This is a genomic window from Acinetobacter sp. RF14B (assembly GCF_006864105.1).
Taxonomy (GTDB): Bacteria; Pseudomonadota; Gammaproteobacteria; order Pseudomonadales; family Moraxellaceae; genus Acinetobacter; species Acinetobacter lwoffii_C.
This window is the reverse complement of record NZ_SMTB01000057.1, coordinates 1-17,366: the sequence shown is the minus strand read 5'-3', so window position 1 is coordinate 17,366 and position 17,366 is coordinate 1. Positions and strand designations below refer to the sequence as shown.

The window sequence follows — 17,366 nt, the reverse complement described above, 5'->3', positions numbered from 1 at the left end:
CTGCCAACGCACTGGCTGATGATCAAAATGCTGCAGCCTCTGAAGCTCAGGCAGCTCAAGAAGAGGAAAAAGGCGGTATTCCAGGCTGGATCTGGATCCTGCTTGCTGCTGCTGTTGCCTTCTTCATTTTCCGTAAGATGGGCGCAAAAAAAAAAGTAGCTTCTAATCCGTATGCGCCAAATAGTGGTGCTGGCCAGCCAGCACCCTTTGGCCAAGCGCCTGCTGTACCGCGTGGTGGTGATAATACCAACATCTTTGGTCAAAGCGTGAGCGGGAACACTACGGGCAATAATGCACCATTTGGTTCAGCGCCGGTAAATAATGCGCCATTCGGTACAGCGTATACCAATAGTGGTCAGCAGTTACCAGATGGAACTGAGCCGGCTGCCTTCCTGCGTGTTGCACGTCAGCGCTTCAACCATATTCAGTCCATGAATACAGCAAGCAACATTTCTGAGATTCAGCGCTATTTAACTCCTGACCTGTATCAGTCCATGTATAACGATATTATGGCCAATCAGGATCAGGACGTAGCGGAGTTCTCGAACTTGAATGCGATGGTTGCAGATTCATCTACAGAAAATGATCAATACGTGGTGAGCGTACGCTTTACCGGCACAGTAAGCGAAGACCTGAACAGCCAACCACAACCATTTGCTGAGATCTGGCACTTTGTAAAGCCTGCTGGTTCCCAACAAGATTGGCTGGTCGCAGGCATCCAGCAAGAACTGTAATTTATAGCAATTTAACAATACTGTTTTAAAAGCGATCTTCGGATCGCTTTTTTATGGCGCAGTATTAGCTTTTCTTGAGCTTTCATTTTACCCTAGGGCCACTATATTTGAGGTTTCCTTATGACTCAGCGTATTTCTCCTCCTGCTGCCCTTTCTAATCGTGCCCTTGCCGGTAATACCGAAGCGCAATTTGAACTGGCTGAACTGTATATGCAAAGTGAGCATGAAGATGACATCATTCTGGCAGAAGAATGGGCTTTAAAAGCAGCCAACGGCGGACTGGTTGAAGCCATGTACTGGCTGGGTGAAGGCTATACGGTCTATGCCAAAGAACTGGCGGAAGAAGACCCGGAAGAATCCAAAGCACACTTTGAGTTAGCCTATTACTGGTTAAGCAAGGCCAATATCGAGAAGCACCCTGCAGCAACCTTGGAACTGGCAGGTTTTTACCGCCGCGGTGATGTGATTGAAAAAGATGTCGAAAAATCTATCACACTGGTGAAGCAAGCTGCTGAATGGGGTGACGTTCAGGCGATGCGTGATCTGGCCTTTATCTATGCCAATGGTCTGGGGATTGATGCTGATGAAGAACTGGCAGATTACTGGACACAAAAAGCAGATGAAATTGAGCAGAAAATAGAATAAATGAGAAGCCCATCAGATGATGGGCTGTTCAATCTTTTCAGATTCGCCAGTTTTTTATGCAATCAAAAATATCTTCAGTTTTTATAGTTAGATATTCAATACTTAAGTTCGTTTGTCCAAATTTATAATAGCAATTTGAATTTCCTCTTTACTTTAAAACAAGATGAAAATCAGCACACTCGCCTGAGTCCGAAAAAATAATCAGGAATCATCATCTAATCACTTTTTAGCAGGACTTCTGAGCATAGCTATTTACTTTTTATTGGCTAAACTCCACACGCGATTACTATTTTTGCAGACTAACTTTCCTAAATTTTGACCTTTATCTAGAAATAGCGCAGCGATAGAGTTGGAACAGAATTAGTTTCCAAGTACAATACCTCGCTAGTCGAGGGATGCTGCGACGTTTTACAGGTACAAAATGTAAAAGCGCCAGGCTCGACGATCGGCCAGTCTTTTTCTAGACAGACCAACAACGGCATCCGCGAACTGAATGATCAATTATTGTTTTTTTATAAGGAGATCGTGATGAACGCGGTTAATGCTTCATTTACAGATTATAAAGTTGCTGATATTTCACTAGCTGACTATGGCCGTAAAGAAATCAAACTTGCTGAAGCAGAAATGCCGGCATTAATGGGGCTTCGTAAGCGTTATTCAGCTGCGAAACCACTGGCAGGCGCGAAAATTCTCGGCTGTATCCACATGACGATTCAAACTGCAGTTTTAATTGAAACATTGGTTGAATTAGGTGCAGAAGTTCGTTGGACTTCTTGTAATATTTTCTCGACTCAAGACCATGCTGCGGCTGCAATTGCAGCGTCTGGCGTACCTGTATTTGCCTGGAAAGGTGAAACCGAAGAAGAATATGTATGGTGTCTAGAACAACAGATTAATGTCAATGGCAAACCTTGGGATGCCAACATGATTCTGGATGATGGCGGTGACTTGACTGCACTGGTTCATGAAAAATATCCTGAAATGCTGGCAAAAATCCACGGGATTACTGAAGAGACCACTACAGGCGTACAACGTCTGCTAGAAATGTGGAAAGACGGTTCTCTGAAAGTACCTGCAATCAACGTCAACGATTCAGTCACCAAGTCTAAAAACGACAATAAATACGGTTGCCGTCACTCACTTAACGATGCGATCAAACGTGGTACAGATATGCTGTTATCTGGCCGTCGCGCGCTTGTGATTGGTTATGGTGACGTAGGTAAAGGTTCTGCCCAGTCACTTCGCCAAGAAGGTATGATTGTACGTGTTACTGAAATCGACCCAATCTGTGCCATGCAAGCATGTATGGACGGCTACGAAGTGGTTGCACCATACAAAAATGGCGTTCAAACAGGCAAAAAAGAAGACATCAACCTTGAGCTTCTGCAAAACACGGATCTGATTGTTACCACAACAGGTAACTACCACGTATGTGATGCTGCCATGTTAGACACTTTAAAACCGGGTGCAGTGGTATGTAACATCGGCCACTTTGACACTGAAATTGACACCAACTATTTACGTGGTTACAAGTGGGTTGAAGTAAAACCTCAAGTTCATCAAGTATATCGTTCTGAAAATGAAAACGATTACCTGATCCTGCTTTCTGAAGGTCGTCTGGTGAACCTGGGGAACGCAACAGGTCACCCATCACGTGTGATGGACGGTTCTTTTGCCAACCAGGTACTTGCTCAAATGCACTTGTTTGCTGAAAAGTTTGCCGACCTGCCTGAAGATCAAAAACAGGCTGCGATTCGTGTAGAACTACTTCCCAAGAAACTAGATGAAGAAGTGGCTGCTGCAATGGTTGCTGGTTTCGGCGGCGTATTAACGACTTTAACGCAAGAACAAGCGGATTATTTAGGTGTTCAAGTTGAAGGTCCGTTTAAATCGGATGCTTATAAATACTAATTAAACTCCACCCTCTCCCTAACCCTCTCCCATAGGGAGAGGGAACATTCATTACCAAATGTATGTCATCGAGGGTAAGTCCTCTCCTGAGCGTGCTTAAAGCACTGCTTTGAAGCTCAGCGCAAGAGAGGATTTAGGAGAGGTAAAACTAATTAAAAAGTATTTATAAAAAAGGATTTGAACATGTCAAAACAGATTCTAATTTCGTTTGAATTTTTCCCGACCAAAACTGATGCAGGTGCGGAAAAGCTCAAAACTGTACACCAAGAGCTGCAACTTTTAAATCCAGAATTCTTCTCTGTGACTTATGGGGCTGGCGGTTCGACGCGTGAACGCACTTTATCGACCATCAATGATTTCAATGGCAAAGGTACACCGGTAGCACCTCACCTGTCTTGTATTGGAGATGACAAAGCGCGTATTGCCGAGTTACTAGATCTTTACAAGCTACAAGGCATTGACCGCATTGTAGCGCTACGTGGAGACTTGCCTTCCGGTCAGGTTGGCTTGGGAGAGCTGCCTTATGCACAGGATTTGGTTCGCTTTATTCGTGAACATTCAGGCGATCATTTCACTATTGAAGTCGCAGCTTATCCGGAAATGCATCCACAAGCTGAGAGTTTTGACCAGGATATTCAGCGTTTCTGTGAAAAAGCCAATGCGGGGGCCAATGCAGCGATTACCCAATTCTTCTTCAATCCGGATGCCTACTTCTACTTTGTTGAGCGTATTCAGAAAGAAGGTGTCAATATTCCGGTAGCGCCCGGGATTATGCCGATTACCAATGCCAGCAATCTGATTCGCTTTGCAGATGGTACAGGTGCCGAGATTCCACGCTGGATTCGCAAGCAGTTAGCCGCCTATGGAGATGATACTGCCAGTATCCGAGCCTTTGGTCATGAAGTCGTGGTGAAATTCTGTGAGCGCCTGATTGCTGGCGGAGCACCGAGTTTGCATTTCTATACCATGAATACCACCGACCCCACCCTTCAGCTTGTGAAAGACCTTGGTCTTGCATAATTCAATTTCCTAGTTGAGAGTAATACCTGAATGCCACGTTTTTTTATTGAAGCTGATTTAGCAGTTGATCAAACTCTTGAACTGACTGAACCAGTATTTCATCACTGGATCAAAGTATTACGTGCTCAAGTAGGAGAAAAAGCCACCTTGTTCAATGGGCAAGGTGGTGAATATGAGGTTGAGCTTGTAGATATTGCCAAAAAGTCGGCAATGGTGCAGGTCAATCACTTTAACCCGACCAATCGCACGCCTAAGTTTAAAGCTCTTCTGGGTCAGGTGATGAGCAAGGGGGAACGCATGGACTATGCGATTCAAAAAGCGGTAGAGCTGGGTGTCTCTCATATTCAGCTTCTGACCTCAGAACGCTGTGAAATGCGTCTAAAATATGAACGTGATCAGAAAAAATTAAATCATTGGCGTGGAGTAGTAATTGCAGCCTGCGAACAATGCGGTTTAAATCTTGTGCCTGAGATTTTAGCTCCCCTGTCTTTGCAAGACTGGTTAGCAAGCGAACTGCCAGCGACCAAACTGGTTCTTGCTCCTAATAAAGATGAAGTTGATGTACTTGCCCAGGCCACACCTGATCTTGCCCTGCTCATTGGCCCGGAAGGTGGTTTAAGTGAGGCGGAAATTCAGGCAGCAAATGAAAAAGGCTTTATAAACTGGTGTATTGGAGAGCGGATACTGCGTACCGAAACTGCGCCTGTGGTAGCGCTTTCGATTTTAAATTACCGCCTATAAATAGGGATATTATAAAATTTAGTTATTAATTTTATTGATTTTTATTTAAAAAAATTCTACTCTGAATTCAATAATAATTAGGCAATATATTAATTTAAAGTTGGGTTTTAGTGGATATAACAACAAGGGCAACCAGAAGTAGGGTACTTAGGACGCACAAAAGGCTTTTTTGACATGGTGGATAATCGAAATGATTATGTTCAAACGTATTTACATTACGCTCAAATTGCGAACACGCTTCGCCACAGTCGATATTTTTTACTCAGCATCCTGATTATTTGTCTTTATATTTTCAGCATTTACCAGATTTACTACCACCCTTCTCATGTATATTTTAACCAGTGGTTTATTTTTACAGAAATTACCGTCAGCCTCTGCTGGCTGACCAGTACGCTCTATTTTAAACCTGGACAGTATCAGCTTAAAGTTGCCCATCGCTGGCTGCAAGTTCAGAGCCTGTTTGTTGGCCTGTGTATTGCGCTGGGTATTTTTATTATTTATTACTATCTGCCAACCGCGGACCCAAATTTCAGTACAATTGAAGCGCTTACCCTGTCTACTTTACTGCTGATTGTCACTCAGACCTTTGGACTGACTTATCTGACCCAGAAAATCAGCTATTTCTTACTGACGTTTATCCCCTGTCTGATTCCCTTCTTTGCCTCCCAGTTTTTACACACTGCATCAGAGAACCCTTTCTTGGGTCTGGCTTTAAACTTTGTCATGATTGTGATCCTGCTCTGTGCCACAAGCAGCTACCGTATTCAACGACACACTTCCTGTCTGTCTGCGGAAAATCATTTACTGGTTGAGCAAGCCAAACAACAGGTAGACTGGACCGATGAGCTGTGTCAGCAATTACAAAAAGAAGTCAACAAATCCAAAGATATTGAACAGCAGCTCCAGCTCATCAATCAGCTACTTGAACAAAAAGTGCGTGAACGTACCTATGATATTGAGCAGATTAATCTTGACCTGAAAAATCAGCAGCAGAATCTGGAGCTGGCACACAATATTGCCGGACTGCGACCATGGGATTGGGATATTGCCAACCGGAAAATCACCCTGGTCAACCATAAGAATGAAAAAATCCTGAGAGGCTCCAAAGAGCATAATATTTATTTAAAGCAACTGATTCACCCGGATGATCTTAAATCTTTTAAATCTGCTATCAAGCAGCATCTACGCGGGCAGGTTGACCGTTATGATGTGACTTACCGGATTCAGCTATCACCAGGGGTTTGGAATTGGGTGCATGATGTTGGTCGTGTGATTAGCAGCGACCCAGTCAGCCATAAACCGCTGAGAATGGTCGGTATTCGTCGTGACATTCAGCAGGAACGCACATCTCAGGAACGTTTAAAACTGGTTGCCAGTGTGATGGAACAGGCCGCCGAAGGGATTTTTATTCTGGATCAGGAACTCAATTATATTGATGTCAATCCCCACTATGAATATCTGACCGGCTTTAATCGTAATCAATTAATTGGACAATCCCTTTTTGATATTATTGCCCCTTCTAAAATCGGGCAACGGCCCAGCATGCGGGCGACCATCATCAAAAAAGTTAAAGACACCGGCTCTTATGATGGGGAAATTCATGCAAAATTTCGATCAGGTAAAAAACTGACTTTGTGGCTCCATATTAATGCTACCACTGATGAAAAGGACCGTATTACCCATTATATCGGTATTGTCTCGGATCTGACCGAGCGCAAACTGCAGGAACAACGTCTGTCCTACCTTGAAAACTATGACGCTCTGACCGACTTGCCCAACCGTTTTTACTATAATTATCAGCTACATCAATATCTGGTTTCACAAAAAGATTCCATCCAGAAAATTGCCGTCATTCGACTCAATATTGATCGCTTCCGCCCGTTAAATGAATATCTATCCAATAATGGGGGGGATGAACTGTTACGCCAGGTGGCACAGCGTCTGCGCATCACCAATGCTGAAGCCCTGTTTGTTGCCCATCTGAATGGAGATGATTTTGCGATTCTATATGAAATATCGCATATTCGGCCCTCGGTGCAGGAGCATTGCCAGTGCATCGTTGAAGCCTTTAAAGTACCCTTTCATATTTATGGACAGGATTATGTGATTACCCTGTCGATGGGGATTGCATTTTATCCCGACCATGGCCGTCAGCTGGATTATCTGAATAACTGTGCCGAACAGGCTTTGAGTGAGGCCAAGGATCTGGGAGGCAATACCATTCGTTTCTATTCCAGCAAAAATACTGCACTCCTCGAGCAAGGGATTTTTATTGAACGCGATCTGCGCAAAGCACTGCATAATAATGAACTGGTGGTGTATTATCAGCCCAAAATTCACTTCCACAACCAGAAAATTTATGGCTTTGAGGCTTTGGTACGCTGGAACCATCCTGAAAAAGGCATTATTCCACCCGGTCTGTTTGTTCCACTGGCTGAACAGACCAGCTTGATTTCAGATATTGGCCGCCTAGTGATTCAGCAAACAGCACAGCAAATTAAAAAATGGAATGAACTGGGTTTTAATAATATTTGTGTCTCAGTCAATATCGTGGCACAGCAGTTACGTCGCGGTCAGCTCCTGAATGATCTGGATCATGCCATTGCAGAAAACCAGATTTCTGGCAGCAGCCTAGAACTTGAGATTACCGAATCGTCCCTGATTGAAAATTCTGAGGCAATTAAAGTGCTGCTAGATCAAATCAAGCAGCGCCAGATTAATATTTCTCTAGATGACTTCGGTACCGGCTATTCGTCTTTGTCCTATCTTGCCGACTTTCCTATTGACATCTTAAAAATTGATCGAAGTTTTGTCTCTAAAATTGGGGAAACCAAACAGGAAGCGCTGGTAAGCGCCATAGTTGCAATGGGCAAAGCAATGGGAATGATTGTGGTTGCTGAAGGTGTCGAAACTCGGGAACAATTTGACTATTTACTTGATTTAAATTGTGATATTGCCCAAGGCTATTTATTTTCCAAACCTTTGCCAGAGCAGGAAGCGACTGCCTATTTGGAGCAAAACCGCAACTTTGCTTCTTATACCCTGCACGTCTAAGTTCATAGCCCTGTTCAATAATTTTGTTTGAAAAACGGGCGGCTTTGACTGGGCTAAGCGCCTAACAAATGGTATATTCGAAGCCATAAATCTAATTTATTTACCCGGTTGCCGGGTAATCTTTACAACGATCGAGATACAGATGGACGAACAATCTTTAAAGCAACAGGCTCTTTACTATCACGAATTTCCTACTCCGGGAAAAATCAGCGTTACACCAAGCAAACAATTGGTCAACCAACGTGACTTAGCCCTTGCTTATTCGCCTGGCGTAGCGGCTCCATGTCTTGAGATTGAACGTGATCCTTCAACAGCTGCCCTCTATACCGCACGTGGCAACCTGGTGGCTGTCGTCACTAACGGTACTGCAGTACTGGGTCTGGGAAATATTGGCCCGCTTGCATCTAAGCCGGTGATGGAAGGTAAAGGCGTACTGTTCAAAAAATTTGCTGGCGTTGACGTATTCGATATTGAAATTGCAGAAAATGATCCGGATAAGATTGTTGATATCGTTGCTGCTCTGGAACCCACCTTTGGTGGCATCAACCTTGAAGATATCAAGGCTCCAGAATGTTTCTATATTGAACAGAAACTGCGTGAGCGCATGAATATTCCTGTATTCCATGATGACCAGCACGGGACCTCTATCATTGTAGGTTCTGCCCTGTTAAATGCGCTGAAGCTCAACGGTAAAAAAATTGATGAGATCAAGATTATTGCTTCAGGTGCGGGTGCTGCTGCGCTGTCTTGTCTGAATCTGCTGTGCGCACTGGGTGCCAAAAAAGAAAATATCATTGTGGCGGACTCACGTGGCCTGTTAACGTCTAAACGTGAAGGTCTGGACGAGTCTAAAAAAGCCTATGTACAAGATATTGAAGAGACTCAGATCGGTGAAGTGATTGCCGGTGCAGACATGTTCCTCGGTCTTTCTGCGGCAGGTATTCTGACCAAAGAAATGGTTAAAACCATGGCCAGAGATCCGATCATTTTTGCCTTGGCAAACCCGAATCCGGAAATTCTGCCTGAACATGCCCATGAAGTTCGTGATGACGTGATTATGGCAACTGGCCGTTCTGACTATCCGAACCAGGTGAATAACGCCCTGTGCTTCCCTTATATCTTCCGTGGTGCGCTTGATGTAGGTGCGACAACGATTAACGAAGAAATGAAAATTGCCTGTGTACATGCAATTGCACGCATGGCGCATATCGAAGCTGATGCCTCGACTTATGGTGAAAAATCGGCATCTTTCGGCCGTGACTACCTGATTCCGGGTCCACTGGATCAACGTCTGATTCTGGAAATTGCTCCGGCAGTTGCCCAGGCTGCTATGGATTCTGGCGTAGCAACTCGCCCAATCCAGGACTTCGCAGCTTATCGTCAGCGCCTGTCTGAGTTCGTCTATAATTCTGCCTTCATGATGAAGCCTATCTTTGAACAGGCAAAATCTGACCCGAAACGCATTGCCTATGCCGAAGGTGAAGATCTGCGCGTACTTCGTGCGGCACAAATTGCAGTCGATGAAGGTCTGGCCAAACCGATTCTGGTCGGCCGTCCGGCAGTGATTGAAGCCAATATCAAGAAGCTGGGCTTGCGTCTTGAAGACGGCGCGAACATCACGATTGTCGATCAGGAGAAAAACCCGGATTACCAGAAGTTTGCGGATGACTATTACACCATCATGCAACGCAAGGGCGTTACGCCTGAGTATGCTCAGCGTGAAGCACGTCGCCGTTCAACCCTGATTGCTGCAATGCTGGTCAAACATGGTCTTGCCGATGGCATGTTATGTGGTACTTACTCCAGCTATGACATCCACCTGGACTTTGTCAGCAACGTTATTGGCAAGAAAGACGGTCACAATACCTTCTTCACGCTGAATGCCTTGATGCTGGAAGATCGTAACCTGTTTATTGCAGATACCTATGTCAACACCAACCCGACCGCTGAACAACTGGCAGAAATGACTATTCTGGCTGCTGAAGAAGTTCGCCGTTTTGGTATGACTCCACGCATTGCCCTGCTTTCACATTCGAGCTTCGGTTCCCATCAGGATGATGTCAGCGCGCAAAAAATGCGTCGTGTATTTGAACTCCTGTCTGAAATTGCACCAGAACTTGAAGTTGAAGGTGAAATGCACGGTGATGCAGCCCTAGATGAAAATATCCGTCAGTTTGCTTTCCCGAACTCACGCTTCAAGGGTTCTGCCAACCTGCTGATCATGCCAAATCTGGATGCGGCTAATATTTCATTTAACCTGTTAAAAGCAACATCAGGGAATAATGTAACAATTGGTCCAATTCTACTAGGTGCAGCGAAACCGGTACATATTCTGACCCCAACCGCAACTACTCGCCGTTTAGTGAACATGACAGCATTAACTGTGGCTGAAATCCAGGAAGTTGAAAAAAACGCCCTATAAGAACTATACGCATTCGCGTCACTTCTTAACTTGAGAAAACCTCTATTCTGTAGCATGATGCTGTTAAGAATAGAGGTTTTTTCATGCAAGTTTATTTAGTAGGCGGTGCAGTGCGAGATCACTTACTCGGGCATCCCTATCACGAAAAAGATTATGTGGTGGTTGGTACCACGCCTGCACATATGCTGAGCTTAGGCTATCATCCTGTCGGGAAAGATTTTCCTGTTTTTTTACACCCAGAAACCAAAGAAGAATATGCGCTAGCCCGCACCGAACGCAAATCCGGTTCTGGTTATCATGGTTTTGAATTTCACACTGACATCAGTGTAACGCTGGAACAGGACCTGATCCGCCGCGACTTGACCATCAATGCTATGGCCATGGATGAGGCCGGCCAGATTTATGATCCGTATGGCGGTCAGCAAGATCTGGAAAATCGGGTTTTACGTCATGTGTCCGATGCCTTCATTGAAGATCCATTAAGAGTCCTGCGGATTGCCCGTTTTGCTGCACGCTATCATCGTCAGGGTTTTCAGATTGCTGATGAAACCCTGCTACTCATGCAACAATTGACTGAATCAGGTGAACTGGATGCGCTAACCCCGGAACGGGTCTGGAAAGAGACAGCACGTGCCCTGATGGAGCGTGATGCGGATGTTTATTTTGAAGTGTTACGCAGTTGTGGTGCTTTAAAAGTTCTGTTCCCGGAAATTGATGCGTTATATGGTATTCCGCAACGCCCTGAATATCATCCGGAAATTGATTGCGGTATTCATACCATGATGTCTTTACAACAAGCTTGCCGTCAGAATTATAGTCTGGATGTACGTTTTGCGGTTCTGGTGCATGATCTGGGTAAAGCGCTGACGCCTGTAGAAGAATTACCGCGACATATCATGCACGAAGAGCGCGGCATTAAACCGGTAACGGCATTATGTGAACGGCTCAAAGTACCGACTTATACCAAACAGCTGGCGTTGGCGGTATGTAAGGAGCATCTAAAATGCCATCAGGCTTTTAATCTGAAGCCCGGCACTTTATGGCGTTTATTGCAGCGGCTGGATGTATTACGTCGTCCTGAGCGTGTCGAAGCATTTATACAAGCCTGTGAATGTGATTCGCGTGGCCGCTTAGGTCTGGAAGACCGGCCTTATCCGCAGGCACAATATGTACTAGAAGCCATGCAGCTGGTACGAAATATTAAAGCTCAAGACCTACCCTCCGATATTCAGGGACCGGACATTGGGGAGATGCTGATTGAACGGCGTATTCAGGCACTGGGAGTATTAAAGGAACAATATCAACAGACTATTGATATTGATTAAAAAAGCACCCTTGGGTGCTTTTTATTGTTTAAGGCCTACACCTAAGCTTCTTGTCTCCAAGAAAGCTTAAACAAAACTTAAGCCTGGATCAGGAAATATCTGCTGGAAAAGCAATCACCTGCTCTAGCTTCATCTGCCGGGTTGCAACCATCAGCAGACGGTCCAGCCCCAAGGCAATGCCTGAACATTCCGGCATCTTGGGCAATGCTGCCAGCAGATATTCATCGATGGGCATCACATGCAAACCGAGTGCTGCTCGTTCGGCATTATCCGCTTCAAAACGAGAGCGCAAAACCTCGGCATCTATTAGCTCGTCATAAGCATTCGCCAGTTCCAGCCCTTCAATATACAGCTCGAAACGTGCAGCAACCAGTTCACCGTCTTCATCAAGTGTGGTTTTAGCCAGTGAGGCCAACTCAGGCGGGAAATCTGTCAGAAATACAACAGTATCAAAACCCAGGCTTGGCTCTACCATATGTGAAAATAACAGATCAATATAGCCCAGACGGTCATTGCCCAAGTCCAGATTCAGTCCTACCCTGCGGCAGCAATCCTGCAATTGTGGCACAGTCGCCTGGAGGGGATTTAAATCCAGACGATCCATAAAGGCATGTTTATAACTCAGGACCGTTGGCCGTACTTCACCAAAGCGTGCTTTGAGGACGCCATTTAGCAGCTCAGTCACTTCAAACATTAACTCTTTCAGACTGAAACCCGGACGGTACCACTCCAGCATACTAAACTCGCTGTTGTGTTTATGGCCATGTTCATCATCACGGAAAACTTTACAAATCTGGTAAATCGGCCCGCTTCCACTGGCCAATAAACGCTTCATGGCAAATTCTGGGGAGGTTTGCAAATAATGAGTACTCAGCTTGCCCATGACATGGCGCTGTGCCTGAATAGATGCTAAATGTACATCGGTCACACCTGCCTGTGACAAGACAGGGGTTTCAACTTCCAGCACTTTACGTTCAGCAAAAAACTGGCGGATTTGAGTATACATTCTGGCGCGCGCTTGAATACTTTGCAGATCACAAGTCGGTTGATAGGACACGGACTGGCTCATGCTTGTGGCCCTCCATGTGCTGCCCATTCCCGGCGTAGCGGATAGGTTTTACGTAAATGGTCAAATGCCTGCTGGTCAACCTTGCCGTCTTTTAGACAGGCACGCAGACTGGCATCATCACGGGCAATGTCGTAGATTTGAGACAGATGCTGTTGTAGCGACATTTTCAAATTCTGGTTTTGGAAAAATGGCTCACAGACAGGCAACTGGGTTTCAAACTGTTTATGCCTGTCAAAGCCAAACGTCTGGCAAAATGCGTCATAAATTATTTGTGTACCACGTGCCTTGCCTTCCAGACTATAACCGGCAATATGGGGCGTCACCAAAGTCAGCAGATCAAGCAGCTGTTCAGAAATTTCCGGTTCGTGTTCAAAGACATCCAGTACCACTTTTCTTCCAGTCTTCTGAATATCCTGAATCAGGGCCTGCTCTTCAATCACCGGACCACGTGCGGAATTAATCAGAAAGGTCTCAGGCTGCATGTGCGCCAAGCTAACCGTGTTAATCAGATGATAGGTCGGATACTGGCCAGTTTTGGTGAGCGGTACATGTAGCGAGACTGCATGCGCTTGCTTAAGTAGTTCCGTCCATTCCACTTGCTGAACCTGTTCCTGCTGTACATAAGGATCATAGGCAATTACCTTCCAGTCCAGCAGTTTTGCCAGAGTGGCCAGACGCGAACCGACATTGCCAAGGCCGACAATACCCAAAGTAAATTGCTGACCAGCATTGAGTAGGTCTGGCTGCACATGCAATAAAGCCGTAATCACATATTCAGCCACAGCCTGCGCATTACAACCCGGTGCATTGGCCCAGCTGATCTGCTTATTTTCCAGCGCTGCAATATCCAGATGATCGGTGCCAATCGTGGCACTACCCACAAATTTAAGCCGACTGCCCTGTAATAGTGCTGCATTCACCTGGGTCACGGAACGAACCAGTAAAGCATCCGCATCTTTAACATCCTGTGCAGACAGGCTGCGTCCTGCGCGATGTTGAATGTCGCCAAATTCGGCAAAGAAATAGTCGGTAAATGCCAGATTTTCATCTGCAACAATTTTCATAATCTGTTCCAATGACTGCATCTGCGTATCATACCGCGTCCACTGGCATGTGACTATTTTCCCTTAGAACCACTCTCTAGCAAAAATACCAATATAAAGAAGCCGAAGTAGAGATTCACTTCGGCAAAGGCGTGTCATGAAAGCAATATCAAGGCGCTGGTTTCAGGCCACCGTCTCATCGGCAAGAGAGTGAATCGAGCCATCAATAATGCCTTTGGCCTGTAATGCAGCCAATTGTTCCGGAGTTTTGAAGCGGGATAAGATAAAGCCGGTATGTTGGCCCAGTTGTGGCGGTGCATGCCGATATTCTACTGGGGTTTCAGACAGCTTGATCGGCGAAGCAATCACTTGGAAGCGATCATTCAATGGATGTGGCACATCGACCACCATACCGCGATGCTGGACTTGTGGTTCAGCCAATGCCTCTTCAATCGAGTTAATCACCCCGACCGGCACTTTGACAGCATGAATCGCATCAACCCAGTCTTTGACATTTTTTCTGAGAAAATATTCAGATAATAATGCAATTAATTCATCCCGATGTTTTACCCGATCCTGATTACGCTGGAATCTGCTGTCTTGTAGTAGCTCCGGCAAATCAATGGCCATACATAAATCTTTAAATTGCTTGTCATTACCACAGGCAATAATAAATTCCTTATCTTTTGCTTTAAAAGTCTGATAAGGCACAATATTTGGATGATGATTCCCCATCCGTACTGGCGAAACACCCGAGCTTAAATAGTTCATGCCCTGATTGGCAAGTGCTGCGACCTGCACATCGAGGAGCGACATATCAATATACTGGCCGCGTCCGCTCTGTTGACATGACCATAGGGCGGCCTGTATGGCAATGGTTGCATATAAGCCGGTCTGGATATCCACTACTGCCACGCCAACCTTCTGTGCGCCTCCACCTGGCCTATCATCACTTTCACCGGTAATACTCATCAGGCCCGACATGCCCTGAATGATGAAATCATAGCCGGGCTCTTCGGCACGTGGCCCATCCTGACCAAACCCAGTAATCGAACAATACACCAGCTTCGGATTTAGTGCGCTTAAGCTGGCATAGTCCAGGCCATATTTTGCCAGTGAACCTGCCTTATAGTTTTCAATCACTACATCTGCCGTTTTGGCAATTTCCCGGATCAGTTCCTGACCTTCGGCACTCGCAATATCGACTGCAACCGAATATTTATTGCGGTTGGCACACTGAAAATATCCGGACTCACGTGTGGCATTGCCCTCCTGATCCGGCATCCAGGGCGGTCCCCACATCCGGGTATCATCCCCGACATGTGGCCTTTCAATCTTGATGACTTCAGCGCCCAGATCAGCCAGAATCTGTCCGCACCAAGGTCCTGCCAGCACGCGACTCAAGTCTAAAACACGAATTCCCTGTAAAGCTCCCATATCTTTCTTCCTTTTTAAAGAGGATGGACCTTACTGCTCCATCCTGATCATTTTTATTTCAGGTTTTATTTCACAGCAGCTGGTCGGTCCGACACTACCGTCTTCTTAGCTTTAGCTTCTTCATCTGCTGGAACCACCAGATTGGCTTGCGGGTCATATTGACGCTCACGAATAAAGAGTCCAGGAATTACACCAGCAATAAAGTAGGCGGCACCCATCACAATAAAGGCCAGGGTGAATGAACCGCCCGCAGCAATAATTCCAATCGTTGCAGGGGCAATAGCTGCGCCCAGGCGTCCCATATTGTAGGCACCGCCAATCGCAGTTCCCCGCACATCAGTAGAAAAGGTTTCCGCCATATACGTTGCATTCACGCCATATGGAATGCCATATAAGAAGCCAAATGTGACCAGTAAGTAGGCAATATTGGTCGGGCTGTTATAGAAAATGATAATCGGTAAAAAGGCAGCTGTACTGACCGTACCAAATACAAAAGTGATCCGGCGGCCAAATTTATCTGCCAGATAACCCGCTAAAATCTTGCCCAGGATCATGGCCGTATATGCACCTACCATATAACCGGTCAATGCCTTGAAGTTCATGTTGAGTTCGGTTTCAAGATAGGTAGGCATCCAGTTATTTACGCCATAATAGCCAAACTGTAAAAATGCCGCAGTGGTCATCCACAGCAAAAACATTTTACGGTGCTGCTGGTGGCCAAAAATACGCTTATAAATACTTTCCGCTGGCTGTTGCGCAACAGCCAGCGTCGGCTCAGCTTCAACTTTTATATGACGATTTTGCAATTGCTTGATTTTTTCTTCCTGCCAAGATGCAGGTTCTGGCACAAAGCGCATAAAAATCAAGGCAAAGGCCGCAGGAATAATAGTTACATAAAACAGCATGCGCCAGCCATAATCAGGGATGATGGCTCCGGCCATTAAAGTGGCGACAATATAGCCAATCGTCTGTCCAGTTTGTAGCGTTCCTAAGACTGTGGTCCGGTATTTGGTCGGTACATATTCAGCCATTAACGTATTACAGGCCATGTAGAGTGAACCGAGTCCAAAAGCACCAATAAAACGTAAAATCATGAACTGCTCATAACTTTGGGTAAATCCCAAAATACAGGTCATGATCGAGAAAAACACCACAGACCAGGCAATGGTTTTTACCCGTCCGAACTTGTCACAGGCCCATCCACCCGTAATGCCACCCAGCGCCATCCCTGCCAAAGAAGCACTTCCTAGCATGCCAGCCTGAAAAGAAGACAGGCCAAACTCTGCTTTCAAACTGGTCAGACTGAACGACAACAGCATGATATCCACGCCGTCAATCACCAGTGAAATAAAAGCAAAAATAAAGGCCAGTTTCCAGGTATGTGCTGTAATACGATGCAGAGTGCCTACATTCGAGGGCAACTTCAGCGCTGCGACCGCAGACGTATGATTAATCTCATTCTTCATTCCATTTACCTCATTTTCCCAAATGAGCCATCGACAGTCCCAGTCCTCCACCTTTGCTTGCCTGTTCTTTATTATTTTTATTCCGATATTTTTTAAACACAGGCTTACACAAGCATCGATTGACAAGAATGTTTTACGATGAATCCTTTATTGACGTTTTGATTAATTTTTTAAGATAAGTATCCTGCAGGATGCTCAGGTATGAACATCCTCAGATCAATAAGAAAAGTTTGATTTAATTAATTGCAGAATGCGGCAATGCCTGTTTGAGCACGGCCCAAAATCAAGGCATGTACATCATGTGTGCCTTCATAGGTATTCACCACTTCAAGGTTCACCAGATGACGGGCGACGCCAAACTCATCAGAAATACCGTTCCCGCCCAGCATGTCACGTGCAAGACGCGCAATCTCCAGCGCTTTACCACAGTTATTACGCTTGATCAGTGAAGTCCCTTCCACTGAAGCAATGCCTTCATCTTTCATTCGGCCAAAACGTA

General features: G+C 45.5%; 13 protein-coding genes. 8 read left to right on the top strand and 5 right to left on the bottom strand.

Features of this window, described 5'->3' with window-relative positions; all coding sequences use genetic code 11:
• The 8 genes from E2K52_RS09485 to E2K52_RS09450 form a co-directional block, all read left to right on the top strand.
• Positions 1 to 734: Tim44 domain-containing protein (locus E2K52_RS09485; protein ID WP_151204890.1), on the top strand; the 734-nt coding region annotated here is incomplete at its 5' end.
• A gap of 120 nt (positions 735 to 854) precedes the next feature.
• Positions 855 to 1,379: a tetratricopeptide repeat protein gene (locus E2K52_RS09480; RefSeq protein WP_151204889.1), complete on the top strand. Its 525-nt coding sequence runs from the start codon at positions 855 to 857 to the stop codon at positions 1,377 to 1,379.
• Between the two features lie 528 nt (positions 1,380 to 1,907).
• Positions 1,908 to 3,290, top strand: a complete 1,383-nt coding sequence (ahcY, locus tag E2K52_RS09475; RefSeq protein ID WP_151204888.1) for an adenosylhomocysteinase — start codon at positions 1,908 to 1,910, stop codon at positions 3,288 to 3,290.
• A gap of 183 nt (positions 3,291 to 3,473) precedes the next feature.
• The gene (gene metF, locus E2K52_RS09470) at positions 3,474 to 4,310 is read left to right on the top strand and encodes a methylenetetrahydrofolate reductase [NAD(P)H] (protein ID WP_151204887.1); all 837 of its coding nucleotides are present in this window, start codon (positions 3,474 to 3,476) and stop codon (positions 4,308 to 4,310) included.
• A 30-nt stretch (positions 4,311 to 4,340) separates the two neighbouring features.
• A complete protein-coding gene (locus E2K52_RS09465; protein WP_151204886.1) occupies positions 4,341 to 5,051 on the top strand; it encodes a 16S rRNA (uracil(1498)-N(3))-methyltransferase in 711 nt (236 codons plus the stop codon).
• 174 nt (positions 5,052 to 5,225) lie between these two features.
• The gene (locus E2K52_RS09460) at positions 5,226 to 8,105 is read left to right on the top strand and encodes an EAL domain-containing protein (protein WP_151204885.1); all 2,880 of its coding nucleotides are present in this window, start codon (positions 5,226 to 5,228) and stop codon (positions 8,103 to 8,105) included.
• 142 nt (positions 8,106 to 8,247) lie between these two features.
• Positions 8,248 to 10,527 (top strand): NADP-dependent malic enzyme, encoded by a 2,280-nt coding sequence (locus E2K52_RS09455; RefSeq protein ID WP_151204884.1) that lies wholly within the window; start codon positions 8,248 to 8,250, stop codon positions 10,525 to 10,527.
• An 83-nt stretch (positions 10,528 to 10,610) separates the two neighbouring features.
• Positions 10,611 to 11,852, top strand: coding sequence for a multifunctional CCA addition/repair protein (locus E2K52_RS09450; protein WP_151204883.1), 1,242 nt, complete (start codon positions 10,611 to 10,613; stop codon positions 11,850 to 11,852).
• 88 nt (positions 11,853 to 11,940) lie between these two features.
• Here E2K52_RS09450 and epmA read toward each other — a convergent pair whose 3' ends face one another.
• The 5 genes from epmA to E2K52_RS09425 all read right to left on the bottom strand — a co-directional run.
• Positions 11,941 to 12,921: an EF-P lysine aminoacylase EpmA gene (epmA, locus tag E2K52_RS09445; protein WP_151204882.1), complete on the bottom strand. Its 981-nt coding sequence runs from the start codon at positions 12,919 to 12,921 to the stop codon at positions 11,941 to 11,943.
• Complete coding sequence (locus tag E2K52_RS09440) at positions 12,918 to 13,985, bottom strand: 4-phosphoerythronate dehydrogenase (protein WP_151204881.1); 1,068 nt, start codon at positions 13,983 to 13,985, stop codon at positions 12,918 to 12,920. The genes epmA and E2K52_RS09440 overlap by 4 nt, the downstream gene beginning before the upstream one ends.
• Before the next feature lie 162 nt (positions 13,986 to 14,147).
• Positions 14,148 to 15,401: a CaiB/BaiF CoA transferase family protein gene (locus E2K52_RS09435; RefSeq protein ID WP_151204880.1), complete on the bottom strand. Its 1,254-nt coding sequence runs from the start codon at positions 15,399 to 15,401 to the stop codon at positions 14,148 to 14,150.
• A gap of 65 nt (positions 15,402 to 15,466) precedes the next feature.
• Positions 15,467 to 16,867 carry an MFS transporter gene (locus E2K52_RS09430; RefSeq protein WP_151204879.1) on the bottom strand — a complete coding sequence of 467 codons (1,401 nt, stop codon included), beginning with the start codon at positions 16,865 to 16,867 and terminating at the stop codon, positions 15,467 to 15,469.
• Between the two features lie 239 nt (positions 16,868 to 17,106).
• Positions 17,107 to 17,366 (bottom strand): acyl-CoA dehydrogenase family protein (locus tag E2K52_RS09425; protein ID WP_264765934.1); only part of this gene is annotated, 260 nt, incomplete at its 5' end.